Raw genomic sequence first — 22,514 nt, 5'->3', positions numbered from 1 at the left:
TTCTCGGCGGGTCAGGAGTTTTCTTATGTTTACGCTTGTTTTTTGATGGCGACCTCGGCATTGATTGGGGTCGCTTTTCGTTTTATTCGCACGGAAGACACCGTAAATACGATGAGCGCAGACCAGATGAATCCAAAGCTGATGAGATGTGTTTGGGTGAAAGGCTCTCCAAACAAGAAAACAGCTGATAGGAGCGATATCGTAGGCGCCAAGTATTGAATGAAGCCTACAACGGAAAGTGGGAGTCTAGTCGTTGCTAGGGCGAACCAGTAGAGCGGCATGGCAGTAGCTACCCCCGCCAGCGTCAGCAACAAAAGTTGCCACCACGCTAAGGATGTCATCGTCTCCGTCCCATTGACCTGCAGCATCAGCAGATAACCGAAAGCAATAGGGGCCACAAACAGCGTTTCCCACGCCAGTCCAATCATCGCCTCCATTCGGACGACCTTTTTCGCCAAGCTGTAAAAAGCAAAGGTCAGGGCAAGTGATAGAGAGACCCATGGAATCTCACCGTACTGGAAGGTGATGAACATGACTCCGAAAGCCGCGAGTACAAGCGCGAGCCATTGCCCAGCATGCATTTTTTCTTTTAAGAAAATAACTCCGAGCAGTACGGTGATGAGAGGGTTCATGTAGTAGCCAAGACTCGTTTGCATGACTTGATCGTTATTCACTGCCCAGATAAAAATGAGCCAGTTTGCGCTGATTAGCAGGGAACAAATCGCTAATGCTCCGAACATTTTAAAACCAGTGACCGCTCCCCACATACTGCGCCAGCGTTTCGTTACCTGAATAATGATTGCGACAAAAATAATCGACCAGACAATTCGATGAGCGAGTATCTCCCATGCCCCCATCGCCTGAAACAGCTTCCAATAGAGCGGGAGTAACCCCCAAGCCAAATACGCCACAATTGCGTAAATAATTCCCTGTCTCATCCATGCTCCTCCATGTGTTTCGCCTTCTCTTTCTCTATTGACGACTTTTTGAACTTCTTCTCTATGGAGTAGTGTAACGGAAATACGAAAAAACAGCTATGTATTCTCACGAAGAATAAGGAGTCCCCTACACTTTCATCCGTTACCATATTACCAATGCATGCAGATAGCTAATTACCTTAGTAGCATAGTAAAGTATGGACAAAAATTTTATTGTACCACTTTTAGACCTGTAGTACAATAGTCATTATTCTTCCGAGTTTAGTCATACGAAAGGAACTTTTACTTATGACATACTGGCGATCTATCTTTTTAGTTTTACTCGGTGCGTGCAGCTACGGTGTCCTCTCAATCTTCATGAAGCATGCTTTTCAACTCGGCTTTACACCATTCGAAATGAGCGGGAGCCAATTGATTTTTGGCGGCTTGATCATGACAGTCATGGCCATCTTTTTCTCCAAGCAACGGTTTTCGTTCAAGTATTTGTTGCTTTTGGCACCAGCCAGCCTCATGATGGCCTCAACCAGTCTTTTTTACCATCAGGCTGTTAGCCGGGTCTCTGCTTCGCTCGCAATCGTTCTCCTCTTTCAGTTTACCTGGATCGGCGTCTTGCTGGAGGCGATTGTGGATCGCAAATGGCCAACCGCTGAAAAATGGGTGTCTCTGGTTATGCTTGGAGCAGGGACGGTTCTTGCAAGCGGACTTGGGGAAAGCGGCATTCAGAGCGTAGACATAGTCGGATTGATCTTCGGTCTGATGTCTGGCGCGACCTTTGCCCTGGTTATTTTCTTCAGTGGGCGAATTCTACCTGGAATGGACCCATACTTGCGAAGCGCGATTTCGATTACTATGGCAGCCCTGATGCTCTCGATTGTTTATCCACCCACATTCCTGGTAAATGGTCAGCTTCTGCAAGGTTTGCTGCCGCTCGGTCTTTTGGTTGCGATCTTCGGTTCGGTCATCCCGATCTTCTGTTTGGCTGTCGGTGTACCTCGGATCGGCAATGGACTGGCTACTATTTTAAGTGCAGTGGAGCTGCCAACAGTCGTGCTCTTGTCGAGCTTCGTGCTTCAAGAGACTGTCTCTCTCCCACAATGGGGTGGCGTATTCATGATTCTCGCTGCCATTTGCGTACCGCAAGTAAAATGGCGGAAACTATTCTCCCCTTCTCACGCCCTCGAGCAGGAAAGAATGTAGCCCCGTTTCCTATACAAAGTATACAAATCGCGTGCAGACGAGCTGGTTCTGCACGCTTTTTTGTTGGTAGATCCCCTTCTTATAGAAGGAAGGTAGATTATCTGACTCGAATTTATTTGCGAAGACTGCCACTCAAGGGGGAAAATGTATGGAAAAACGGCATAGGGTGCTATTCCAGCAGCTAGAGGATTATCGACAGGAGACGTTAAAAGCAATTGATGGTTTGACGGATGAAGATGTAAACCACATACCCGATGGTTTCTCCAACAATATCTTGTGGAATCTAGGGCATATCTATCTCGATCAGTATTTATGGATTTCTCACCTTACAAAAGAAACGATCCCACTCCCCCCTGGCTTTAACGAATGGTTTAACTTCGGGACAAAACCTGCTGACTGGGATACACCGCCCCCGAAACTCGCCGTGCTCGTCTCCTTGTTACAAGAACAACCCAAGAAGATACAAGCTGCTTACAAGGATCGATTAGAAGAAGAGTTTCCCGCAACTGAATCCGGCATGCATACAATAGCACAAGTGCTTGTCCGAACGATTTTTCACGAAGGGGTGCACCTCGCCTCCCTCAATACAATCAGGAGGTTTCTGGGCAAATGAATCAGATCATAACACCGATTTTTCGTATGTTTGACGTTGAGAAGGCAAGAGAGTTTTATGTGGAATTTCTAGGCTTTCAGATTGATTGGGAGCATCGTTACGAGGATCATTTTCCTTTGTACATGCAAATTTCCTCTCCCTCATGCACGATTCATCTGTCCGAGCATCACGGGGATGCTTGTCCTGGCTCAGCGATTCGCGTACAGGTAGAGAACATTGAGCTTTTTCATCAGTCACTGTTGCGTCAAGGATACAAGTACACTTGTCCCGGTCTAGAGGAGACGCCGTGGGGAACACGTGAAGTGAGCGTGACCGATCCTTTTGGCAATCGCCTTCACTTTTATGAGCCTGTCGATCATTCGTAAACAAATACAAAGAAAGCCCAGCCGGAGTTCCATTACTGATATTATCCCCTTTGAGTAGACAGTGTAAAAAGCCCGCTCACCTAACGGTGGGTGGTACACTCTACTTGGAGGGGATTTTCTCATGGCTAAAAAAGGTCAAACATTCAAGCGTTATTCCGAGGAGTTTAAGCTGAGGGCAGTAAACATGTATCAACAGGGAGAGATGGGTTCTAAAGCAATAGCTAAGGAATTAGGGATACCTAGTAAAACACAAGTTCTACAATGGGTCCGAAAGAAGAATAAAGGCGAAGGTTTTGTGGATCAAAGAGGAAAGAATGGTTCTAGTGACACCCCATTTGTTGGTCGTCCAAGAACCAAGTTTGCTACTGTGGAAGAAGAAAGGGACTATCTAAAGGCGCAGGTAGAATACCTAAAAAAGCGCAATCCCAATCTGCATCTGGGAGGAAGGTATGGAAAATAACTCGCTTTACGATCATAGACGAGCTGCGTAAAAAATATCCACTAACGTGGTTGGTAGAAATTGCGCAAGTGTCACGGTCGGGTTTTTACAAATGGCTTAGCACCAAAGGAAAGCCGTCAGCAAGAAATGAGTTAGATCAGATTCTGAAAAAGCATATGATGGCGATTCATTTGGAGCATCCATACTATGGTTATCCACGAATGCAGGTAGCATTAAAGAAGAAGGGATTGAATGCGAATCATAAGCGAATATACCGCCTGATGAAAGAATTAAACCTCCAATCCATCATCAGGAGGAAGCGCCGCTATTTTGGTAAAGCACCTTCGATTGTATATCCCAACTTACTTAACCGTAAGTTTAGAGCGGACAAGCCCAATGAGGTATTTGTAACAGATATTACGTATGTTGCACTTCATAACCGTTACTATTACCTTTCGGTCATTCAGGACCTTTTTAACAACGAAGTTGTTGCCTGGAAAGTTTCCAAGCGAAATGATTTACAACTTGTGTTAGACACTGTGGGGCAGCTAAACGAAGAAAGAGACGTGCTGAAAGCAACCCTACATTCAGATCAGGGCTTCCAATACACGTCTCGACAGTACAATAAGCGAATAAAGGAACTTGGCATAAGTGGCAGCCACTCTCGCAAAGGAAACTGCCTTGATAACGCCTGCATCGAATCCTTTTTCTCGCATCTCAAAACTGAGACATTGTACTTTACTGAGTGTAAGACAGAAGAAGATCTCTTTCAAGCCATTGAAAAATACATTTGGTTTTATAACCATGAACGGTTCCAGAAAAAATTAAACCAGTGTGCCCCGGTTGAATACCGAAACACACTGGCTACTTAGGCTTTTTTTATTGTGTCTACTTGACAGGGGTAAGACCATACAGGAGCCACCGCTGGGCTATTTCATTTTACAATGTTAACATAGATGGGGCGATCGATGGGACTTGAACCCACGAGTGCCGGAGCCACAATCCGGTGCGTTAACCCCTTCGCCACGACCGCCATGTATAGGGTTTGCTTGGTGCGGTCGAGAGGACTTGAACCTCCACGGTGTTGCCACCACTAGAACCTGAATCTAGCGCGTCTGCCAATTCCGCCACGACCGCATATAAAAATGGTGGAGGCTGACGGGATCGAACCGCCGACCCTCTGCTTGTAAGGCAGATGCTCTCCCAGCTGAGCTAAGCCTCCCTACCCCAAACCAGTTGTTGGGGCCCCAGCAAAGCATTCACTTCACTTTGTGGGATGTAAGTGACCCGTAGGGGATTCGAACCCCTGTATGACAGCGTGAAAGGCTGCTGTGTTAAACCGCTTCACCAACGGGCCAAGTATGATGGCGGATGGAGTGGGATTTGAACCCACGAGACGGTTCGACACCGCCTACACGATTTCCAATCGTGCTCCTTCGGCCGCTCGGACATCCATCCATCGAGCCTGCAAGCGTTCGCTTCGGCAAGAATTAATCTATCATATTCACAACGTGATTTCAAGTGATATTTTGAAAGTTTTCCCCTTGTTCGGCCAAAAAAAGGGAGATTGCCTAAAGCAACTTCACTTTCTATTCAATATGATACAAGTAGTATGCCTTTACAAGACGGAGTGATGTCAGTTGTCAAAAAGAAAGCGCCGTTCAGGAGGCTTCCCCTGTTTGTACGGAAACTGGTGTGGGCCTGGATGCTCCGGGCCGGGGGCGCCGATTGATGATGTCGACAGATGCTGCAAGAGGCATGATAATTGCTATCGAAAGCACGGCTATTTTTCTTGTCACTGCGATCAGGAGCTCGTACGCTGCCTTCGAAATAAAGTAAACAACTCAACGGAAAAAGGGAGAATGGCCGGACTCATTTCGAATTTTTTCTCTCGAACAGGGTGCTTCCCCAACAATCCCCGTTAGTTTTTTCCGAATCGTTCTCCTTGTCAGTTTTCATCCAAAAAACGGTAACAACTTGGACATGAATCAGACATAATTCCCTTGTTTTTCCTTGTATTTTTTTGGTACTCTATTGAATGTCCAAGGAGGGTACGCAGCGTGGAATTGCACATACGAACAGACGCCAGTGTGGCGCTGACGTTAAAGAGAGAAATTATTTGTCATGGTATTTCCCGTTTTTATGTCCGTCCATACGATGATGCTCAAGTAGAATTTATATTCCTAGCACTTTCAGAGCACCAGAAGAAGCTACTGTCTTATTCACTACGAAATTACAGCTACTGTCTAACATATCTAGCTTAATCGTTCTACGGCCATTTTTCTCCCCTTTTTTAAAGGGGAATTTTTATTCTTTTTTTTCGATATACCCAAAACGGCGAACATCGTCTTCGGTCAAGTTATGCAAAGCATTCAAAAATTCGATTTGGAAACTGCCTGGACCTACTTCTGCTGCTTTCTCTGCTGCCAGTTGAGCAGCAATACCGTAGCATACCAATGCCGCAGCTCCTGCGAGCAGCTTGTCATTTGAAATGGCTGCAAACGCTCCCATAACAGACGTTAACAAACAGCCTGTTCCGGTCACCTTCGTTAAGATTGGATGACCATTATGGATCGAGTAAGTTGTTTCTCCATCCGAAATCACATCGACCTTCCCGGTAATCGCAACGATTGTCCTCAGCTTTTTCGCTGCTGCTCTCGCTAGGTCCTGGACATCTCCGCCCGCTTCCTTCGCATCTACACCTTTAATCTCCCAGCGCTCCCCGATGACATTGGCAATCTCGGCAGCATTTCCTCTAATGAGGGTAAGGTCCAGTTCCTGCGCAAGATGTTGACTTGTCTCGGTTCGGTACGATGTTGCTCCCGCTCCCACTGGATCAAACAAAACAGGCACGCCATGCTGATTCGCCGATTTTCCTGCGATCAGCATCGCTTCGATCTCATGCTCATTCAATGTCCCTATATTCAATACAAGAGACCCGGCGATCTTTGCCATGTCTGCCACCTCCTGTTTGGCATACGCCATGACAGGTGATGCACCAAGAGCTAACAAGCCGTTCGCTGTAAAGTTCGTGACAACAACGTTCGTCATGTTATGGACAAGTGGATTTTCCTCACGCACTTTAATTAGTAATTGTCCGATTGTCTCCAGAATCATGATCGTTACCCCTTTCCTCTTGAGCGGCGACTCGTGGAATCATCTTGTACACTTCGATGACTTCCCCTAATATAGAATGCTCTTGCATGACGCCAATGATGATATACGAGTGTTTTAAGATGGGTAATTCGTGCATGTCAGCTACAATTTCCCATACCTTTCCATCATCATCCGTCACGCTAGCACTGAAGGAGACTCTTCCCGCCCCTTCTTTCAAGATGTCCACGGCATCAAGGACTCCGATTATTTTTATCCGATCATCTGGATGCATGATCCGGTTTTCCTCGACCCATTTTAGCTTCATTTCTTCTACTTTTAATGTTTTCCAACGATCAAGGAACTCCCAATCCTTGGAATGCGGAAATATATGCTTCGTTTGCTCAAGGAAGGTGTTGTACTCTCCGTGCAGCTGATCTACATAATCATCTACATCCTCAGAAATCACGCGAATCGAATCTTCTCCGCATGTACGGATGTGGTGAGCCAGGTATTTGAATGACTCGATCATGTCAAAGTTCCCCCAGCCCCAGGCCTGTTCGCCGAAAACTCCCCCCCGGGTTCGGCATTTTAGGCAGGTGAAGTAATAGTATGTAGGCATATCTGTTCCCCTATCTCCCCTATTTTGTCTCTCTTTTGGTATCGGTTGAGGAAGCGAAGCAATTTATGTTACATTCGAACCTATTTTTTAAACTTCTCACGCAATTTGTTCACAATTTAACTTCTATTATTTAGTCTAAGTTAAATCGCAAAAGGTGGCTCCCCCAAAATTTTTCAGGAAGCCACTCTTCATTATACTCCTTTTATGGCAATAAGAGGGTTACATTTTGCTACGACAGATGCAAGATTTGCTCCTACAACCGAATCGATGATTTGATCTACATCTTTATAGGCTTGCGGGCATTCATCAAGAATGGAAGCGAGCGAACGGTGATTCACCATGATCTCATCTTCCTGTCCCACGCGCATTGCCTGCTCGAATTGATCGATGGTCACAAGCTCCTTGGTTGCTTTGCGGGAACGAATACGCCCTGCACCATGACAGATCGAATAAAAGTTTTTGGCTCCGGCCTCCGATCCGACCATGATATAGGACGATGTTCCCATAGAACCTGGGATCAAAGCTGGATGTCCTGTTTCACGGTAAGCCTTCGGATTTTGGAAATGGCCTGCTGGCAACGCCTTCGTCGCTCCTTTGCGGTGGACGAGCATCGGTGTGTTGCGGTGGAATTCTTTCAAGGCGTAATTATGCATCAGATCATATAAGACTGGTGTACGCATCTCGCTACCGAAAATATCCCGAAACGCCTGCTCTACTGAAAATCCGATCATATGCCGATTCGTTACCGCAAAGTTCAGCGCGGAGTACATCAAATTCAAATACTGTTGCCCTTCCTCGCTTTGGATCGGAGCATATACCAGGCTCGGCTCAGGATTATGAATCCCCCATTTGTACATGGCTTCCTTGAAGCTTTTGGTATAATCCCGCCCTAGCATAGCTCCCCACGCCCGCGAACCGGAATGAATCATGATGACGACCTGGCCGTCGAACAGTCCCCACGCTTTCGCAATCTCCCTGTTCTCCTCCGCGATCTCGATATACTGGATTTCAATAAAGTGGTTACCGCCCCCCAATGTTCCCAACTGGCCCCACGCGCGACTCCAAGATTTTTGCGGTATTTGCTCCAGGAAGGAATGGTCGAATTCAAATGTGTACTTTTCCACATGCGAGAAAGAACGACGTAAGGTGTCAGCCTCTACTTCTGTGTCCGGAATGTAGTTGCCAGGCAACCCCTTTAAGCCATGCTTCACTACTTCCTCCAAGCGAATATCTGTAAAATGCGTATTTCCCCGTTCGTTTGTCGGGACGTACGCTTCGATCGCTTCGATCAGTGCACGTTTTAGGCTCTTGTCTTTGAGGTCGTCTCGATGCAACGGAGTCAGATGCACACGCATTCCACATCCAATGTCTGATCCGACGATGGAAGGCGAGACAAATCCATCGGCAAGATTCCAAACCGCTGTCGTCCCAATGCAGGTCCCAACGCCTACATGAGCATCGGGGGTATACGAAAAATAAACATTTCGCGGAATACGCAAATTATTGTCTGCCATTTGATATACGCGTTCACCGAAGCTCGCAAAGACTTCGTCATTCGCAAAAACGTGCACATCTCCATGCTCCAGCTTCACTTCACGATGGTTGTTTCCATGCAAAATTGTTTTCATCATTCATTTCTCCTGTCTCTCACAGCCTGTGCTGTTTTTCATACCCTTATTTTCCATCGGCGCATGTGGTTTGAACATGGTAAAAGTATTACGAACCTCTTTTTATCATTGACTTCTCTTCAGCCTCTTCGTAATATGAGGACTAATTTGGAAATAAATGACGAATGAATAAGGATGAGTGTAATGGCACGCGAAAGCTTTGACAAAGAGCTGCAATTGCTCCGTCTCCTGTTTTTGACCGCTGGTGCCTACAATCGGCAGCAGTTGGCCGAGCGGCTCGGGATCTCCGTTCATACGCTAGATAAAACGATAAAAAAGCTGAAGGACATTCAATCGACCTTTTATCAGCATCTCGGCGATGAGGAGAAAAAAGAGTATTACGCGCAGCTTCGTTACAACTATTTTGAGGTGACGGACAATTTCCTGATGTTTTTGTACCATGCAAAATCATTGAAGGATTCGGAAGTAGAGCGGCTGTCGCACATTTTGGAAAAGCTCAGACAACAGCCTCTCTCCATTAAAGACTTGCTGGATACGTTTGTGGATACAGAGCCCGATGAAAAAACGATTCGCCAGGACATGAAATACCTCGAAGAAATTGGCGTGATAAAAAATGTTAGTGAGGTCAGACCATACGTCTATCAATTCGACAGTGAGCTGCTGGACTCGCTGACGGACGACGAGCTATTGGATCTGTTTGATTTCATCGACTTCATGGCCAATACACAACTGCCGGCTGTCCCTGGATATCTTCTGCAAGAAAAAGTGAAGCGCTATCTCAAATATCGCTTGAAGCTAACCGATGCATCTGCGTTTTTATACAAATACCATTTCGTCTCACGTATTCTTGATGAATATCAAGCTTTGCTTCTCACCGAAGCCATTCGTCAGCGAAAAATCGTTGAATTTCACTACTACACGCCCAAACGCCGAAAGTTTTACGATTCCCAAAACACGAATCCGGCATTCCAACGGGATACATCGGGTCGACATGAAAAAGTGATTCCACTCCGGGTTATTTTTGATCATCAATACGGCAGATGGTACTTGCTGGCACAAGGATGCGGCAATGGTCCGCTGCGAAAATACCGCGTGGAGGGTATGACCAAGCTCGTAACAGGCAAATCCGTTACGCCGGAAATCTTCTCTTCTTTGCAAGCAAGCGCGGATGAGCGTATTGCCCATAGTTGGCTGATTGATACCGGAAAACTCGTAACCGTACGCCTTCGCTTTTTTCAGCCTCGCGACACGCCTCATTCCTTTATCCAAGAGAGAGTGGAGGCACAAGGGCAATGGGGGATTGTGACAGAAGAATCACGGGAGAGCTTTGTGTACGAGATAAAAGTAAACAGCACGATGGAAATTACACCGTGGATTCGCAGCTTCGGTTCAAGCGTCGAAGTTCTTGAACCGCTGTTTCTTCGCAAGCAATTCCAAAAAGAATGGGAGGAGCTGCTCGCCTACTATGAATCTGTTTGACAAGATACATAATTACCAGCTATTGACACGACTGGATGAAGCGGGTGTTTATCCGGTCACATCGCATGAAAAAGCGTGGCTCGCCTTGATGCTGGCGAATCCGTCTGCGGGAGAAATTTTCGAGCCCGCTACACTCGACAAGCTTCGCCGTTTGACACACCTGCCAGAAAGTGAATCGAGTGAACAGGAACGATTCGTGGAAAAAGCGCAAACACAGGTTAAACAGCTCTGGAGCCCACTCGTGCGTACCCTGCGGCGAATCATTCTCGGCAAGAATCACATAAAAATAACCGCAGCCACGAACAAAGGCACGGTTTTTCGCAATCAACGAGGGGTTCCCTACAAGCTGGAATATTCACTTGCGAAGAAGGCCTGGTACCTAATCTGGCTGAACATGTCTTCCAATCGCCTGATCACGACTCCGCTGCATCTCATTCGCACTGTCGAAGAGCTTTACATTGAAGATGTATGGTATGACAGTTTTTTACCGACCATTTCGGAACAGATCCAACAACGCAAGCAGGTGGCAAAAATTGTGATCATCCGCCGTTACAACGCTGAGCTCCAGCGAATATTGTACGCCTTTTCCTGCTTTGACAAAGAGGTCTCTTTTGACCCAGAATCGCAGGTGTATACGATCACCCTGCACTTCCTATCCGACGAGCAGGAGTTTATTTTATCGCGCATTCGCTTTCTCGGCCTGCGGGTAAAAGTAGTAGAAAACGATCAACTCAAACAGCGAATGGCAGAGTCGGCAACGAACGCCTTGGCAAGATATACCGAAACTCCACTTTGATTGTCCCAAAAAATCAGGAAATCATACCCTATTCGATTTCCTGCATTTCCCTTATCATAGTTCAGGTGAGATAGTAGCTAATCCAAGTCAGAGGTAGAAATGATGAAAACAACATGTAAAAAAGCGTCTCTCATATGTGGGTTGTGGCTTAGTCTGTCATGGCCGTTTATTACGGAGCCGGCGCAAGCAGCAAGTGTCATCCAGGCAAAGGTGGTCGCAACCTCTCTGAACGTACGCAGTGAGCCAGCCCTTCATGCTTCTGTTGTTGCAAACGTGCCGTATGGAGCCGTCGTGACGATTACGGATGAAGCATACGGGTGGGCAAAAATTAGATACAATCAAAAGGTAGGCTGGGTCGCGGGGTATTACTTGCAAAAAGGCGCGGTAACGAGTGCGGGTTCAGGTTCTTCCTCAGCCACAACAGCCACTGGCAAAAGCAAGCAAGGCACGGTTTTGGCCGATTCGCTTCGAATGCGGAAAGGGCCAAGCACGAGCCATGAGATTATCCTTTCGCTGCCCAAAGGAACCCGTGTAGACATTTTGAAAAAGCAAGGAGACTGGATCCAAGCGAGAGCTTCCGATGGACAATCAGGCTGGGTGTCTGCGACGTATATTGGCGATGCCAAGGCCAGCGCTCCGGTGTCCAAAAGCGGTAAAAAGCCAGGCTTAAAAGGAAAAGTCATCGTGATCGACCCAGGACATGGTGGTTCAGATGTCGGGACACAGGGAACCAAGTGGAATAGTATGGAAAAAACGTTGAATTACAAAACGTCCATGCTGCTCGCCAGCAAACTGCGACAACGCGGTGCGCAAGTCTTCATGACGAGGACAAGTGACACACAAAAGCCTTCGCTATCGCAGCGTGTGGCTTTTAGCGAATCCAAGGCGGCAGATGCCTTCATCAGCATTCATTACAATTCTTCTCCGAAACCAAATAGCGGGACACTTACGTTTTATTATTCGCAAGACAAAGATGAGCCGTTAGCTCGCGCGATTGAGTCTCGCTTGGCAGGTGGCATCGGTTTAAGAAGCAACGGCATTTCATTCGGCAATTATCACGTCCTGCGCGAAAACAATGATCCGTCCGTCTTAATTGAGCTTGGCTTCCTATCGAATCCAAAGGATGAAGGCATCGTCCGTACATCGTCCTATCAGGACAAAGCTGCGCAGGCGATTACAGAAGCTCTAGCGGATTACTTCGGTCGATAATCGTACGGCTGGACACTGTAGGAGAACAGCTTCCGCTCGAATTTTCCTTTGGCACCAATGATCTGATACCAGGTCTCTCCGATCAACAAGTCGGTTGCGAAGTCTTTCTCCAGCAAATTGGTGATCGCCTCCATGACCGCTTTCTCATTGTCTTTTTGGATTTTCAACGACAAGGCCAGGACAAAATACGCCTGGTCTTCTTCCATTTCCAACAAATGCAGACGGGCTGTGCCACGGCGTTTGGCGTTGAAGCCATCAATCACATTCGTGAGACCTTTTTTTGCCTGCACTTTATACTTTGTCGCTTCCCTCCAAGAGGAAATAACCGCATCGTACAACGAAAACGTCAGGATGAAATGGCTGGCGTAATCCTTCGGGTCAAAAGGCTCCGGTCCCATTTGCTTCTCATCCGCTGGTATGACGACGAATGCTTTGTAGTTGCTAAAAAACGGATCGCTCATGGCAGGTCCTTTCCTTCGATAGTTTCTGTGTTGGTTAGTATCCACTAGGAAAGCAGGATATTATGTACAAAAACGGTTATAAACGTTCAAAAGGCCAAGTCGACATGAAAACCGACTTGGCCTTTTGCTTGCTTTTGTATAGGCATGTTTTTCAACTGAATATCTACTCATTACCGGTGGGTCATCGAGACGTTTCCATGCCCGTGCTCCTCTTCCATGACCTCCATTCCTGCACCATGATTGACGGTCCAGGTGATGACTTGGCTGGAAATGACAACGGCCAAAATGGTATACATCATCTCTTTCATCGGTACGAACCAGAACGACATGCAAAGCACAATGACGTCCAGTAAAAGAAAGACCGTACCAATGGACAATCCCGTGTACTTACTGATCAACAGGGAGAAAATATCGTCTCCACCTGTCGCAGCTCCATAGCGCAGAACCAATCCGGTACCCAGCCCGGTCAATACACCGGCCAAGACAGACGCCAGCGGCATCATTCTGCTCATATCCATGACAATCGGTGAAAATCGCTCAAACAAATCGTAAAATACGGTAAAAGCAAGTGATGCAAAGATCGTGTCCCAAATGAATTGGCGGCCTCTTACTAACCAGGCAACCAAAAACAGTGGAATATCCAGCAAAAGCATCACCATCGCTGGCGACAAGTCAAAGGCGTATTTCGCCAATAACCCCAAGCCAACAAACCCACCTTCAGACAAATGGTTCTGAAAGTTAATGTGATAATACGCAAAAGCAAGTAAACAAGCTCCAAACAAAATCATACTGTAACGCTTAGATAACTGCAGCGCTCTCCTCATCATGGTTTCCTCGCATTTTTGTCGGTTTAGGCACAGACGACCAACCGACTACCGAGGAACATCGCAAGCATAAGTCGCTACTCATACAAAGGGCCTCGCTTTCGTAGTAGGTTAGTCGTCTTCAGTGACGATCGACTACTACGAAGCTAGATGTAGGAGAGGTCAAAACGTTTCCAGATCGTCCTATGGGGACGCATGGTATCCTGATCCCTTCCATGGCTTTTCTTGTATTATATCACAAAAAAGGTGAAAAGACGACTCGAATCCGTCTTTTCACCGAGTTAAAATCGGAAAGCTTGTCCTTTTAGCTCCACCGGAATCCCTGCTGTGACAAGAAAAACTTGATCGGCAACGGCTGCCACGCGTTGATTCATCAAGCCCGCCAAGTCACGGAACATACGGCCCAACGGGTTTTGTGGGACGAGTCCGTCGCCTACTTCGTTTGTCACCAGTAAAACGGTCCCTGGGTAGTCTTTTAGCTTGTTTACCAGCATATCCACCTGCTGGAGCACTTGCTCAAACTGCTGCTCCTCTCCATCATGCAGCAGCCAATTGGACAGCCAAAGGATCAAGCAGTCAACCAAAATCACTGTCTGCTGTTCTTGTATGTCCTTTTGTGCTCCGAGCTTCGCGAGCCACTCTGTCAATGCGTATCGCTCCTCGATCGTTTGCCAAGGGAAGCCAGACTGCAAGCGGCGGTCTCGATGGTGCAAGATCCGCTCTTCCATTTCCTCATCAGTGATTTGTGCGGTCGCAATGTAAACACCCTGGGAGCCCAAATGAGCCGCGTATTTTTCGGCAAACGTGCTTTTTCCGCTGCGTGCTCCGCCTGTAATGAGTACGATCATGCCTCTTTCTCCTTAAACAACCACTTATACTTGCGATTGCAAAATAATTTGCGGCAAATGATGGACAGGATGCTCCATCACAATCGGTTTGGTTCCGTATACAGCCTCTATTCTGTCACTTTGCAAGATGTCTTTTGGTGCGCCGACGCTTATCTGCTTTCCTTTATGCAGCATCAAAATACGATCGCAATATATAGAGGCCAGATTCAAATCGTGTAGCACAGCAACGACTGTCACCTGCGTCGTCTTTTGCCATTTTCGCACGATGTCCATGAGTTGAATCTGGTACCCGATATCGAGGTAAGTCGTGGGTTCATCGAGCAACAGCACCTGAGGTCTTTGGATCAATGCCTTCCCCAAAGCTACGCGCTGCTTTTCCCCACCACTCAACTGATCCAGTGTGCGCTCTTCCAAATGTTCAAGACCGAGCATCTGTACGATTTCATCAATGAGCGATGCGACATCCTGCTTCTCTTCCCCCAGCCAATTTTGGTAAGGAAAGCGCCCCATCTCCAGCACCTCTCGGACACGAAAGCCGACTGGCGGCAGACCTTCTTGCTCCAAAACAGCCAGTATTTTGGCAAGCTCTTTACGTGGATATGAATGAAGCTTTTTCTCTTGAAGCAAAATGTCACCGGCATCTGCCTTGATGACACCTGAAATCATTTTCAACAAGGTAGATTTACCGCTTCCATTGGGCCCAATGATGCCAAAAAATTCTCCCTTGTCCACGCAAAAATCGATTCCGTGCAAAACAGGCGTATCCTGATACGATTTTTGCAAACTGCGCACATTGATCATAAGCTTACGTTACCTCTTCCTAAAGCGTTTATTTTGCTTCAATAAATAAGCGAAAAATGGTGCTCCCAGAAATGCTGTCACGACACCGAGCGGGATTTCCGTTGGACTCAGCAGCATTCTGGCTAGAGTGTCGGCCCACAGTACATAAATACCACCGCAGATCGCAGCCATCGGCAGTAAAATACGATGGTCAGGACCAACCAGCAATCGGACGAGATGCGGTACCACCAAGCCAACGAACCCGATAATACCCGCGATAGAAACTGCCGCTGCAGTCAGGAGAGTCGAAACGACCAGAACCACGAGCTTCGTTCGATCCACATGGACGCCGAGATGCGCAGCCTGCCTCTCTCCCAATGCAAATAGGTTCAAGGAGCGCGCATAGCTCACCAGCACCATTCCACCTATGACCAAGTACGGAATCAAGACGTACGTAAAGGCCCAGCCGCGAAATGACAGGCTGCCCATCAGCCAGAACACAATCTCATTCACCGTCTGATCGGATAGCGATACCATAAAGGAAACGAGCGAGCCGAGAAAAGCCTGCACCACGACACCAGACAAAATCAGGGTCTCCGTCTGCAGCTTTCCTTGCGTGTTTGCGAGTCCGAGTACGATCAATAAACTGAGCAATCCTGTAAGAAAGGCGACAACAGGTGTGCTCCACGCACCCAGAAAACTGATTTGCAAGCCAAAAAGGATCAAGAAGGCTGCTCCGACAGCAGAACCCGATGCCACGCCCATCGTAAACGGATCTGCGAGCGGATTGCGCAAAACTCCCTGAAAGCCCGCCCCCGCAAGTGACAAGCAGGCGCCAATCAAGACAGCCAATACAACCCGTGGAAAACGAACCTTCATGACGATTTGCTCAGAAGACTCGGGCCACGTTGCGGTGATCCATTCAGACAAACCCGGGATTTGATGAAGCAGGATGAGCCATACTTGCGAAATGGGGAGGTGGGCCGCCCCCATCGAGATGCTGATGACTATCGATGCCAGCAGGACGAGACAGCTGACCCCTCCCCATATGAAAAGTCGCTTCTTCATTTTATTTCACCAAGTCAGGGTAAATTGCCTTGGCTACCTCGATCAAGCCTTGTGTAATACGCGGACCGGGACGGGACAAAATATTTTGGTCCATGCCAAAAATTTGTTTTTCACGAATCGCCTTCATTTTATCCCAGCCATTGCGATTCGCGATCATATCCTCCAGCTTGACGCCAGTCTTTTCATCGGTAATTCCGCTCGCGTACAAAATAACGTCCGGGTCGTTTTGCAAAATCTTTTCCTCACTGATCGGATTCCAGCCCTGGGTGTCAGAAGCAATGTTTGTCGCCCCAGCCAGCGTGATGAGTTCGTCCATGAATTTGCCTTTTCCGACTGTCCAGCCTGGAGAAAATTCCAGGTAGACCTTTTTCTTCTCTTCCGGTTTTACATTTTTCACTGCTTCCTGAACGTACGCGATGTCCTTCTTCATTTGCGCGACGACTTTTTCAGCTTGGTCCTGTGTGTTGGTGATAACTCCCATCGTCAAGATGTTGTTTAGGATGTCGTCCATCTTTGTTGGATGGGTAATATAGACCGGCATTCCGAGAGATTTGAGCTTGTCAGCCACTGGCTTTTCCATCGAAATTCCACCGATGACCATATCCGGCGTTTGAGCGAGAATGGCTTCTTCATTCGGTTTGACGACTCCGCCAATTTTCGGTTTTGCCTTCGCCGCTTCCGGATAATCGTCATAGTCTGAAACAGCTACGATCCGATCTTCCAAGCCTAATGCGAACAAAATCTCTGTTTCGGCAGGGGATGTCGAGACGATTCGCTCAGGAGCTTTTGCAAAGGTTACTTCTTTTCCTGTCGCATCCGTGACTGTCAATGGATACGATGTTTGTTTTGCAGGCTGCTCGGCCGTGTTCTCTTGCGGTGCTGTCTGCGGTGTACTTGTTTGTCCACCAGGTGCTGGCTGGCTGTTATCGTTACCCGCACAACCTGCGAGGCTAGCCGCAACTAGTAGTGGGATCATGAATCGCAATGAACGTTTCATATGTAGAACTTCCTTTCTTCATGTCTGATTGACTGTTCCTTCCAATAAAAAAAGCGACCCTTGCTTCCATTCGGAAAACAATAGGTCGGTACCTCAGGGCAAACTGCCAGGATGGTCTGCTCCCTGAAATAGGCCGATCCTTTCCGCGAAGGCAACAGGCACGAAAACAAACAGGCAGGTCTCCTGGCTTACGGCTGAGAAACAAGCCGATTTACAGTGGCGGGACCGCGTCGGATTTTCACCGACTTCCCTTTTCACCCGATCTTTTTGTCAAAAAGACGAGGCACCTATTTGCTGTTACGATTGAATTTGTCACAGTCCATGACTCATCCTACATCATAGCATTCCTTGGATGAAAAAAGAATGACAAACACCTAAGCCAATACACTCTTGCCTCCTAAAAATGAAAAACGCCTGAACAAAAGGTTCAGGCAAATGTAAAGCTTTTGGCAGGCTATTTCCCTCGTTTGTACAAATAATCCAGAATGCCCATGGAGCATACCTGTAAATCGAGCTTGAGTACTTCGAAAACTTCGTGGTCACCACTGATGCCTTGTGACTGTAGATGATCCGAGACTCGTTCCAATAACTTGCGAGACGGCTCGTCATATGTTTGTCCAGCTGCAAGGCTTAATTCTCCTTCTACTAGAAACACAGGGAGCCACTCACGTAATTGGCGGTACACGTCGTCTACCTGCTCTGACATCCCAAAATGACCAAAGTAAATGCGACTTAGCTTGCGTGCTTCAAAGCGGCTTACAGACGCTAACATGGCATCCGGGTCAAACTGATTCGGCGAAGTAGATGGCAGCACGAGGTGTACACCATCCTTTTTAAGCTGTGGATAGAGCACACCTGCCGTATCACCTGTGAACATGCCGCGGCTTACGGGATCGTAGATGCTGAAGTGATGATTGGCATGCCCTGGCGAATCCAGAAACTCCAACACGCAATTCTCTCCAATCTTTAGTGTATCCCCGTCCCCACGAATCAAAATCCGCTCCTCAGGAACAGCCTCAATCGGATCAAACAATCGATCAAAATCATCATGATAAACCGCTCTCGCGCCTGTGATCAGTCGGCTCGGATCTACGAGATGGCGTGCACCTTTCGGATGGACGACGATCTTTGCGTTTGGACAATCCTTCAGAAACAGTCCGGCCCCTCCTGCATGATCCAAGTGAATGTGCGTGACGATGATGTATTTTACTTGTTCCGCCGAATAACCGAGCTTGGCGAGACCGGCCTTGATATACGGGACGGAGGGGCTTGGACCTGTTTCTACCAATGTGAGCTCCTCTTCTGCGATCACATATGTCCCCGTACGTTCTGCCCAGCCCATATCGAAACCGTCTATTAAATGGATGCGTTCCCCTAAGTCGATTGGCTGTGTTGATTGCATGTAAATACTCCTCCTTTTCAAAAGCAATGCATTGACCGAATATTTACACTTTACCATCTATTCTGGACGCATTGAGGATAAACACACAAAATCTTCATATTTTTATCGTAGTATGAGGGTAGCAAAAACAATTCCATTACCTGGAGGGGTGTAAAAATGGGTAAGCTTTTTTCTGAATTACGACCTGAGCATGAGGCGTTTATCAAGAAGCAACAGATGTTCTTTGTTGCCTCTGCTCCTATGGACACAGATGGTCACGTGAATCTTTCACCAAAAGGGTACGATTCTTTTCGCATATTATCGCCTAATGAGGTCGCCTATTTGGACCTGACTGGAAGTGGAAACGAAACCAGCGCTCATCTGCAGGAAAATGGCAGGATTACGATCATGTTCTGTGCATTTGAAGGCCCCCCTCTCATCATGCGCCTATTCGGCAAAGGAACGGTTATTCTCCCAGATACGCCTCGGTGGGATGAGCTCGTAAAAGACTTCCCGGTTCTGCCCGGTGCTCGTCAAATCATTACCGTAAACATACAGGAAGTAAAGACTTCTTGCGGCTGGGCTATCCCCTTCTATTCCTTTTCAAAAGAACGCGACACCCTTCAGAAATGGACCCTGGCAAAAGACGAGCAGGAACTGCTTGCTTATCAAAAGGAAAACAACGTAGTCAGCATGGATGGATTGCCAACACCATTGGGACAAAAGCTTTTTCCCGCAGTAGGTGGGGATAACTAAGCGTAAAACGCAAAGAAGCTGCCTTGCTCGCAGCTTCTTTTTTAAACCCTCTTTACTTGCTCGTATAAATGACCACTGCATCTCGGAGAAACTCGGCAACACCAGGCTGCTCCTTGTCATAGTATGCGGTAAAGCGCGGGTCATCGACGTACATCTGGGCAACACCTGCGTGAGCTTCTTTGCTGTAGCTGTCCCAATAAAAGCTCAGCCATTGACGGTGAAGATCCGCTGCTTTTTGCGCAAGCTCATGAGCAGGATCTCCCGTCGCAAAAGCCTGTGCCAACGTTTCATGCAGTTCTTCATTCAACTGCTCAAGTGCAGCGTACTCCTGCTCGGTCATTCCTTTGATTTTCTGATTGGATTTGTCAATCTGGTCACTGCCATATTTTGCGCGAATTTCATCTCCGTATTGTGCCTCGTTGTCGTCAATCAACTTTTGCTTGAAGCCTTCGAATTTTTGTTTGTCACTCATCGTTTTGGTCCCCTCTCTTTGTGCTAATGTCAAATCGACATTGGCGATTAACGCATCCAACTGCGCTCGCCTTTCCAGGAGCTTCTCGCGGTGCTCCCGCAGTGCCCGGTCAGCATCAAAGGTTGGTGAATCCAGGATCTCCTTGATTTCCTCCAAGCTCACACCCAACTCGCGGTAAAAAAGGATTTGCTGCAATCGATCAACCTCTTGCTGTCCGTAAATGCGATACCTTGACGAATTGATTCTCGCCGGCTTGAGAAGGTCAATTTCATCGTAGTATCGGAGCGTCCGGGTGCTGACACCCGCCAGGAGTCCTAGCTTTTGCACCGTATATTCCATGTTCATTCCTCCTGACAAATTGATCGTACACATTTACGGACCGTCAATGTCAAACACAAATTCATAAAAAAATTGGCGTTACTCTATTTTTATTATTTGTTAAAATATAGGAAGGACATTACAAAGGAGGTTATGCGATGCTCTATGTCATCGGCTTCATTGTAGCCATGCTCGGTGCTGGCTGGGGATTGACAGGGCTGCTCAGTCTCAAAGCAAGAGACAAACATGCCATCACCCATTACTCTGACGATGCTTACGCCCAGCAAACCTTGTTCCAAATGCACAACAATCCTACCCAAGGCATGTAAAAATAAAAAATGGCTGCCCGCATCGTGTGCATGGCAGCCAACTTTCTTTTTTACAGAGCTTGGAACGTATCGGTCAATACCGGTACGATTTGTTTTTTGCGGGAGACAACGCCCTTCAGAACAGCTTTGTTGTCCACCAATGTTACTTGGTACGCTTTTTCCACTGCTTGTGTTGCGCTGCCGAGAGCGATCGCAACAGAGTCGTTGTTCAAGATATCCGTTACGACAAACACGAACAGGTCCAAACCTTTTTCAGCGATGTTTGCATTCATAGCTGCTTCCAATTCGCCTTGTCGTGCGAGTACATCATTTACATCCACTGCATTTACTTGCGCGATTTCTACTTTCGCATTGCCCATTTGGAACTCTTTTGCATCCAGTGTGAGCAGTTGTGCGATTGTTTTGTCGCTCAAGTCTGCCCCCGCTTTGAGCATTTCCAGACCGTATGCTTCCAGATTGACACCCGCGATTTCAGCCAGCTCATGAGCAGCTGCTACATCTTGCTCCGTGCAAGTTGGGGATTTCAACAGCAACGTATCCGAAATGATGGCAGAAAGCATCAAGCCCGCCATATCTTTTGGAATGTCTACGCCATTTTCTTTGTACATTTTCTTCAAAATGGTTGTGGTGCATCCTACCGGCTCGGCACGGAAGTAGAGAGGATTGCTCGTCTCAAAGTTCGCAATACGGTGATGGTCAATCACTTCTACCACTTGCACTTGCTCAATGTCATTCGCGCTTTGTTGGCGCTCGTTGTGGTCTACAAGGATGACTTCATTAACTTCATTCGCCACTGTTTCTACGAGGCGCGGCTCTTTTACTTGGAAGTAATTCAACACAAATGCGGTTTCGCTGCTGATTACACCCAGACGTACAGGCTCTACATTCGCGCCTAGTTTTGTTTTCAAGTCAGCGTACACAAGCGCTGAACAAATGGAATCTGTGTCTGGATTTTTATGACCGAAGATTAATTTTTTTTCCATCATCCATACTCCTTCATCGTAATTTGGCGTCAAAATTATACCATAGCTTAGAGGATATGCCCAAGATACATTATAGGTTCAAACTCGGTCGTTGGAAATAAGGTTTTGAAGATCATTCGGAAATAAATGGGAGGCGAAGTAAAATGAGAGTGGCAGCTTTGTATGACATTCACGGGAATGTACCTGCACTACATGCAACTTTGGCAGAACTCGAAGTTGTGAGGCCTGATCTTATTGTCATCGGGGGTGATATCATCTCAGGCCCGATGCCCGTCCAAACTCTTGAAATGCTCTTCCAATTGGATACACCTGTACAATTCATACGTGGCAATGGTGATCGTGAAGTACTCCTCACATTTGACGGTGAGGCTCAGCGTCCGGAAATGTCTGATTCTGTTCGAGAAATCACGTCATGGGTTGCGGAGCAATTGAGCCGCTCTCATCGTGATTTCCTCGCACAACTCCCACTTACCTACACGCTACAACGAGAAAATTTCGAGGACGTGCTATTCTGCCACGCCATTCCCACCAATGATGAAGATATTTTCACCCCACTCACACCTGATGAAGTCGTGGCCGCTTACTTTCAGGGGACGTCGCAACGAACAATCCTCTGCGGTCATACGCATGTCCAATTTGAACGTCGTCTTGGCGATCTACGTATTTTAAATGCTGGAAGCGTGGGCATGCCGTTTGCGAACAAACCAGGTGCGTACTGGTTACTGCTTGATGGCGACAGCTATGAGCATCGCTTTACACCGTATGACGTAGAGGTTGCCGCAAAACAAATCGCCTCAACGAGCTATCCGCGAGCCCAGCAGTTTGCCGATGAGAATGTCAGAAAGATCCCTTCTGCTCAAGAAGCGATGGCATTTTTGGAAGCCATGGCACAAAAAAACCGCCCCTCTACATCGTAAA

23 protein-coding genes, 5 tRNA genes and 1 riboswitch are annotated in these 22,514 nt (G+C 47.3%); of the genes, 10 read left to right on the top strand and 18 right to left on the bottom strand.

The window, feature by feature from the left end; translation table 11 throughout:
* Window positions 1–29 precede the first annotated feature (29 nt).
* Window positions 30–938, bottom strand: a complete 909-nt coding sequence (rarD, locus tag EL268_RS10530; RefSeq protein ID WP_106653165.1) for an EamA family transporter RarD — start codon at window positions 936–938, stop codon at window positions 30–32.
* 288 nt (window positions 939–1,226) lie between these two features.
* Between rarD and EL268_RS10525 the strand changes: the two genes are divergently transcribed.
* The 4 genes from EL268_RS10525 (at window position 1,227) to EL268_RS10510 (ending at window position 4,424) form a co-directional block, all read left to right on the top strand.
* Window positions 1,227–2,135, top strand: coding sequence for an EamA family transporter (locus EL268_RS10525; RefSeq protein WP_106653164.1), 909 nt, complete (start codon window positions 1,227–1,229; stop codon window positions 2,133–2,135).
* 148 nt (window positions 2,136–2,283) lie between these two features.
* On the top strand, window positions 2,284–2,748 hold the full coding sequence (locus EL268_RS10520; protein ID WP_106653163.1) for a DinB family protein: 465 nt from the start codon (window positions 2,284–2,286) through the stop codon (window positions 2,746–2,748).
* Window positions 2,745–3,113 carry a glyoxalase superfamily protein gene (locus EL268_RS10515; protein ID WP_106653162.1) on the top strand — a complete coding sequence of 123 codons (369 nt, stop codon included), beginning with the start codon at window positions 2,745–2,747 and terminating at the stop codon, window positions 3,111–3,113. Before EL268_RS10520 ends, EL268_RS10515 begins: the two co-directional genes overlap by 4 nt.
* A 121-nt stretch (window positions 3,114–3,234) precedes the next feature.
* Window positions 3,235–4,424, top strand: a protein-coding gene (locus EL268_RS10510) for an IS3 family transposase (RefSeq protein WP_377850180.1) whose coding sequence is annotated in 2 segments (ribosomal slippage) — window positions 3,235–3,520 and window positions 3,520–4,424 — 1,191 coding nt in all. Because the reading frame shifts where the segments join, the coding sequence is not laid out codon by codon here.
* A gap of 85 nt (window positions 4,425–4,509) precedes the next feature.
* On the opposite strand, the gene EL268_RS10505 is transcribed toward EL268_RS10510, so the two are convergent.
* From EL268_RS10505 to EL268_RS10460, 8 genes are all read right to left on the bottom strand, one after another.
* Window positions 4,510–4,585, bottom strand: a tRNA-His gene (locus tag EL268_RS10505).
* Between the two features lie 17 nt (window positions 4,586–4,602).
* Window positions 4,603–4,689: transfer RNA gene (locus EL268_RS10500), tRNA-Leu, on the bottom strand.
* Between the two features lie 9 nt (window positions 4,690–4,698).
* Window positions 4,699–4,774, bottom strand: a tRNA-Val gene (locus EL268_RS10495).
* Window positions 4,775–4,835: 61 nt separating this feature from the next.
* Window positions 4,836–4,909: transfer RNA gene (locus tag EL268_RS10490), tRNA-Glu, on the bottom strand.
* An 8-nt stretch (window positions 4,910–4,917) separates the two neighbouring features.
* A tRNA-Ser gene (locus EL268_RS10485) sits at window positions 4,918–5,010 on the bottom strand.
* An 849-nt stretch (window positions 5,011–5,859) separates the two neighbouring features.
* Window positions 5,860–6,669, bottom strand: coding sequence for a hydroxyethylthiazole kinase (gene thiM, locus EL268_RS10470; RefSeq protein WP_106653633.1), 810 nt, complete (start codon window positions 6,667–6,669; stop codon window positions 5,860–5,862).
* Window positions 6,635–7,177 carry a hypothetical protein gene (locus EL268_RS10465; RefSeq protein ID WP_232030379.1) on the bottom strand — a complete coding sequence of 181 codons (543 nt, stop codon included), beginning with the start codon at window positions 7,175–7,177 and terminating at the stop codon, window positions 6,635–6,637. Before EL268_RS10465 ends, thiM begins: the two co-directional genes overlap by 35 nt.
* A 281-nt stretch (window positions 7,178–7,458) precedes the next feature.
* A complete protein-coding gene (locus EL268_RS10460; RefSeq protein WP_106653635.1) occupies window positions 7,459–8,895 on the bottom strand; it encodes an RtcB family protein in 1,437 nt (478 codons plus the stop codon).
* Window positions 8,896–9,078: 183 nt separating this feature from the next.
* On the opposite strand from EL268_RS10460, the gene EL268_RS10455 reads away from it, so the two are divergent.
* The 3 genes from EL268_RS10455 to EL268_RS10445 all read left to right on the top strand — a co-directional run bounded on the left by EL268_RS10455 (window position 9,079) and on the right by EL268_RS10445 (window position 12,379).
* Window positions 9,079–10,374 carry a helix-turn-helix transcriptional regulator gene (locus EL268_RS10455; RefSeq protein WP_174769419.1) on the top strand — a complete coding sequence of 432 codons (1,296 nt, stop codon included), beginning with the start codon at window positions 9,079–9,081 and terminating at the stop codon, window positions 10,372–10,374.
* The gene (locus EL268_RS10450) at window positions 10,361–11,170 is read left to right on the top strand and encodes a WYL domain-containing protein (RefSeq protein ID WP_106653637.1); all 810 of its coding nucleotides are present in this window, start codon (window positions 10,361–10,363) and stop codon (window positions 11,168–11,170) included. The genes EL268_RS10455 and EL268_RS10450 overlap by 14 nt, the downstream gene beginning before the upstream one ends.
* 102 nt (window positions 11,171–11,272) lie before the next feature.
* Complete coding sequence (locus tag EL268_RS10445) at window positions 11,273–12,379, top strand: N-acetylmuramoyl-L-alanine amidase family protein (RefSeq protein WP_106653638.1); 1,107 nt, start codon at window positions 11,273–11,275, stop codon at window positions 12,377–12,379.
* On the opposite strand, the gene EL268_RS10440 is transcribed toward EL268_RS10445, so the two are convergent.
* From EL268_RS10440 to EL268_RS10410, 7 genes are all read right to left on the bottom strand, one after another.
* Entirely contained in the window at window positions 12,364–12,840 is a 477-nt protein-coding gene (locus EL268_RS10440; RefSeq protein ID WP_106653639.1) for a hypothetical protein, read from the bottom strand. The genes EL268_RS10445 and EL268_RS10440 overlap by 16 nt on opposite strands.
* A gap of 170 nt (window positions 12,841–13,010) precedes the next feature.
* A complete protein-coding gene (locus EL268_RS10435; protein ID WP_106653640.1) occupies window positions 13,011–13,667 on the bottom strand; it encodes a YitT family protein in 657 nt (218 codons plus the stop codon).
* Window positions 13,668–13,945: 278 nt separating this feature from the next.
* Window positions 13,946–14,512 carry a bifunctional adenosylcobinamide kinase/adenosylcobinamide-phosphate guanylyltransferase gene (cobU, locus tag EL268_RS10430; protein ID WP_106653641.1) on the bottom strand — a complete coding sequence of 189 codons (567 nt, stop codon included), beginning with the start codon at window positions 14,510–14,512 and terminating at the stop codon, window positions 13,946–13,948.
* 24 nt (window positions 14,513–14,536) lie between these two features.
* The gene (locus EL268_RS10425; protein WP_106653642.1) at window positions 14,537–15,313 is read right to left on the bottom strand and encodes an ABC transporter ATP-binding protein; all 777 of its coding nucleotides are present in this window, start codon (window positions 15,311–15,313) and stop codon (window positions 14,537–14,539) included.
* 9 nt (window positions 15,314–15,322) lie between these two features.
* A complete protein-coding gene (locus EL268_RS10420; RefSeq protein ID WP_106653643.1) occupies window positions 15,323–16,360 on the bottom strand; it encodes a FecCD family ABC transporter permease in 1,038 nt (345 codons plus the stop codon).
* A 1-nt stretch (window position 16,361) separates the two neighbouring features.
* Entirely contained in the window at window positions 16,362–17,357 is a 996-nt protein-coding gene (locus EL268_RS10415; protein ID WP_106653644.1) for an ABC transporter substrate-binding protein, read from the bottom strand.
* A gap of 156 nt (window positions 17,358–17,513) precedes the next feature.
* Window positions 17,514–17,663: riboswitch (cobalamin riboswitch) on the bottom strand.
* Between the two features lie 148 nt (window positions 17,664–17,811).
* Window positions 17,812–18,759, bottom strand: coding sequence for an MBL fold metallo-hydrolase (locus EL268_RS10410; RefSeq protein ID WP_106653645.1), 948 nt, complete (start codon window positions 18,757–18,759; stop codon window positions 17,812–17,814).
* Window positions 18,760–18,915: 156 nt separating this feature from the next.
* Here EL268_RS10410 and EL268_RS10405 point away from each other — a divergent pair, with 156 nt between their 5' ends.
* Window positions 18,916–19,494, top strand: coding sequence for a pyridoxamine 5'-phosphate oxidase family protein (locus EL268_RS10405; RefSeq protein WP_106653646.1), 579 nt, complete (start codon window positions 18,916–18,918; stop codon window positions 19,492–19,494).
* 52 nt (window positions 19,495–19,546) lie between these two features.
* Here the strand turns inward: EL268_RS10405 and EL268_RS10400 are convergent, their stop codons facing one another.
* On the bottom strand, window positions 19,547–20,305 hold the full coding sequence (locus tag EL268_RS10400) for a MerR family transcriptional regulator (RefSeq protein WP_106653647.1): 759 nt from the start codon (window positions 20,303–20,305) through the stop codon (window positions 19,547–19,549).
* A 137-nt stretch (window positions 20,306–20,442) separates the two neighbouring features.
* Here EL268_RS10400 and EL268_RS32730 point away from each other — a divergent pair, with 137 nt between their 5' ends.
* A complete protein-coding gene (locus EL268_RS32730) occupies window positions 20,443–20,613 on the top strand; it encodes a hypothetical protein (RefSeq protein ID WP_164724456.1) in 171 nt (56 codons plus the stop codon).
* A 50-nt stretch (window positions 20,614–20,663) separates the two neighbouring features.
* Here the strand turns inward: EL268_RS32730 and EL268_RS10395 are convergent, their stop codons facing one another.
* Complete coding sequence (locus EL268_RS10395) at window positions 20,664–21,596, bottom strand: manganese-dependent inorganic pyrophosphatase (protein ID WP_106653648.1); 933 nt, start codon at window positions 21,594–21,596, stop codon at window positions 20,664–20,666.
* A 143-nt stretch (window positions 21,597–21,739) separates the two neighbouring features.
* On the opposite strand from EL268_RS10395, the gene EL268_RS10390 reads away from it, so the two are divergent.
* On the top strand, window positions 21,740–22,513 hold the full coding sequence (locus EL268_RS10390) for a metallophosphoesterase family protein (protein WP_106653649.1): 774 nt from the start codon (window positions 21,740–21,742) through the stop codon (window positions 22,511–22,513).
* Window position 22,514 lies beyond the last annotated feature (1 nt).

The sequence above is a fragment of the Brevibacillus brevis genome, from assembly GCF_900637055.1.
In the GTDB taxonomy this organism is placed as follows: Bacteria; Bacillota; Bacilli; order Brevibacillales; family Brevibacillaceae; genus Brevibacillus; species Brevibacillus brevis.
The sequence above is the reverse complement of the archived record's forward strand: the minus strand, read 5'-3'. Positions and strand labels throughout refer to the sequence as shown.

What these genes read in the sequence shown, in the direction of transcription:
- EL268_RS10395 (WP_106653648.1), bottom strand. Translation starts at nt 21,596, where the DNA reads ATGGAAAAAAAATTAATCTTCGGTCATAAAAATCCAGACACAGATTCC.
- EL268_RS10515 (WP_106653162.1), top strand. Translation starts at nt 2,745, where the DNA reads ATGAATCAGATCATAACACCGATTTTTCGTATGTTTGACGTTGAGAAG.
- EL268_RS10435 (WP_106653640.1), bottom strand. Translation starts at nt 13,667, where the DNA reads ATGATGAGGAGAGCGCTGCAGTTATCTAAGCGTTACAGTATGATTTTG.
- EL268_RS10445 (WP_106653638.1), top strand. Translation starts at nt 11,273, where the DNA reads ATGAAAACAACATGTAAAAAAGCGTCTCTCATATGTGGGTTGTGGCTT.
- EL268_RS10405 (WP_106653646.1), top strand. Translation starts at nt 18,916, where the DNA reads ATGGGTAAGCTTTTTTCTGAATTACGACCTGAGCATGAGGCGTTTATC.
- EL268_RS10465 (WP_232030379.1), bottom strand. Translation starts at nt 7,177, where the DNA reads ATGATCGAGTCATTCAAATACCTGGCTCACCACATCCGTACATGCGGA.
- EL268_RS10400 (WP_106653647.1), bottom strand. Translation starts at nt 20,305, where the DNA reads ATGGAATATACGGTGCAAAAGCTAGGACTCCTGGCGGGTGTCAGCACC.
- EL268_RS10525 (WP_106653164.1), top strand. Translation starts at nt 1,227, where the DNA reads ATGACATACTGGCGATCTATCTTTTTAGTTTTACTCGGTGCGTGCAGC.
- EL268_RS10410 (WP_106653645.1), bottom strand. Translation starts at nt 18,759, where the DNA reads ATGCAATCAACACAGCCAATCGACTTAGGGGAACGCATCCATTTAATA.
- EL268_RS10460 (WP_106653635.1), bottom strand. Translation starts at nt 8,895, where the DNA reads ATGAAAACAATTTTGCATGGAAACAACCATCGTGAAGTGAAGCTGGAG.
- EL268_RS10450 (WP_106653637.1), top strand. Translation starts at nt 10,361, where the DNA reads ATGAATCTGTTTGACAAGATACATAATTACCAGCTATTGACACGACTG.
- EL268_RS10520 (WP_106653163.1), top strand. Translation starts at nt 2,284, where the DNA reads ATGGAAAAACGGCATAGGGTGCTATTCCAGCAGCTAGAGGATTATCGA.
- rarD (WP_106653165.1), bottom strand. Translation starts at nt 938, where the DNA reads ATGAGACAGGGAATTATTTACGCAATTGTGGCGTATTTGGCTTGGGGG.
- EL268_RS10455 (WP_174769419.1), top strand. Translation starts at nt 9,079, where the DNA reads ATGGCACGCGAAAGCTTTGACAAAGAGCTGCAATTGCTCCGTCTCCTG.
- EL268_RS10420 (WP_106653643.1), bottom strand. Translation starts at nt 16,360, where the DNA reads ATGAAGAAGCGACTTTTCATATGGGGAGGGGTCAGCTGTCTCGTCCTG.
- cobU (WP_106653641.1), bottom strand. Translation starts at nt 14,512, where the DNA reads ATGATCGTACTCATTACAGGCGGAGCACGCAGCGGAAAAAGCACGTTT.
- EL268_RS10440 (WP_106653639.1), bottom strand. Translation starts at nt 12,840, where the DNA reads ATGAGCGATCCGTTTTTTAGCAACTACAAAGCATTCGTCGTCATACCA.
- EL268_RS10390 (WP_106653649.1), top strand. Translation starts at nt 21,740, where the DNA reads ATGAGAGTGGCAGCTTTGTATGACATTCACGGGAATGTACCTGCACTA.
- EL268_RS10425 (WP_106653642.1), bottom strand. Translation starts at nt 15,313, where the DNA reads ATGATCAATGTGCGCAGTTTGCAAAAATCGTATCAGGATACGCCTGTT.
- EL268_RS32730 (WP_164724456.1), top strand. Translation starts at nt 20,443, where the DNA reads ATGCTCTATGTCATCGGCTTCATTGTAGCCATGCTCGGTGCTGGCTGG.
- thiM (WP_106653633.1), bottom strand. Translation starts at nt 6,669, where the DNA reads ATGATTCTGGAGACAATCGGACAATTACTAATTAAAGTGCGTGAGGAA.
- EL268_RS10415 (WP_106653644.1), bottom strand. Translation starts at nt 17,357, where the DNA reads ATGAAACGTTCATTGCGATTCATGATCCCACTACTAGTTGCGGCTAGC.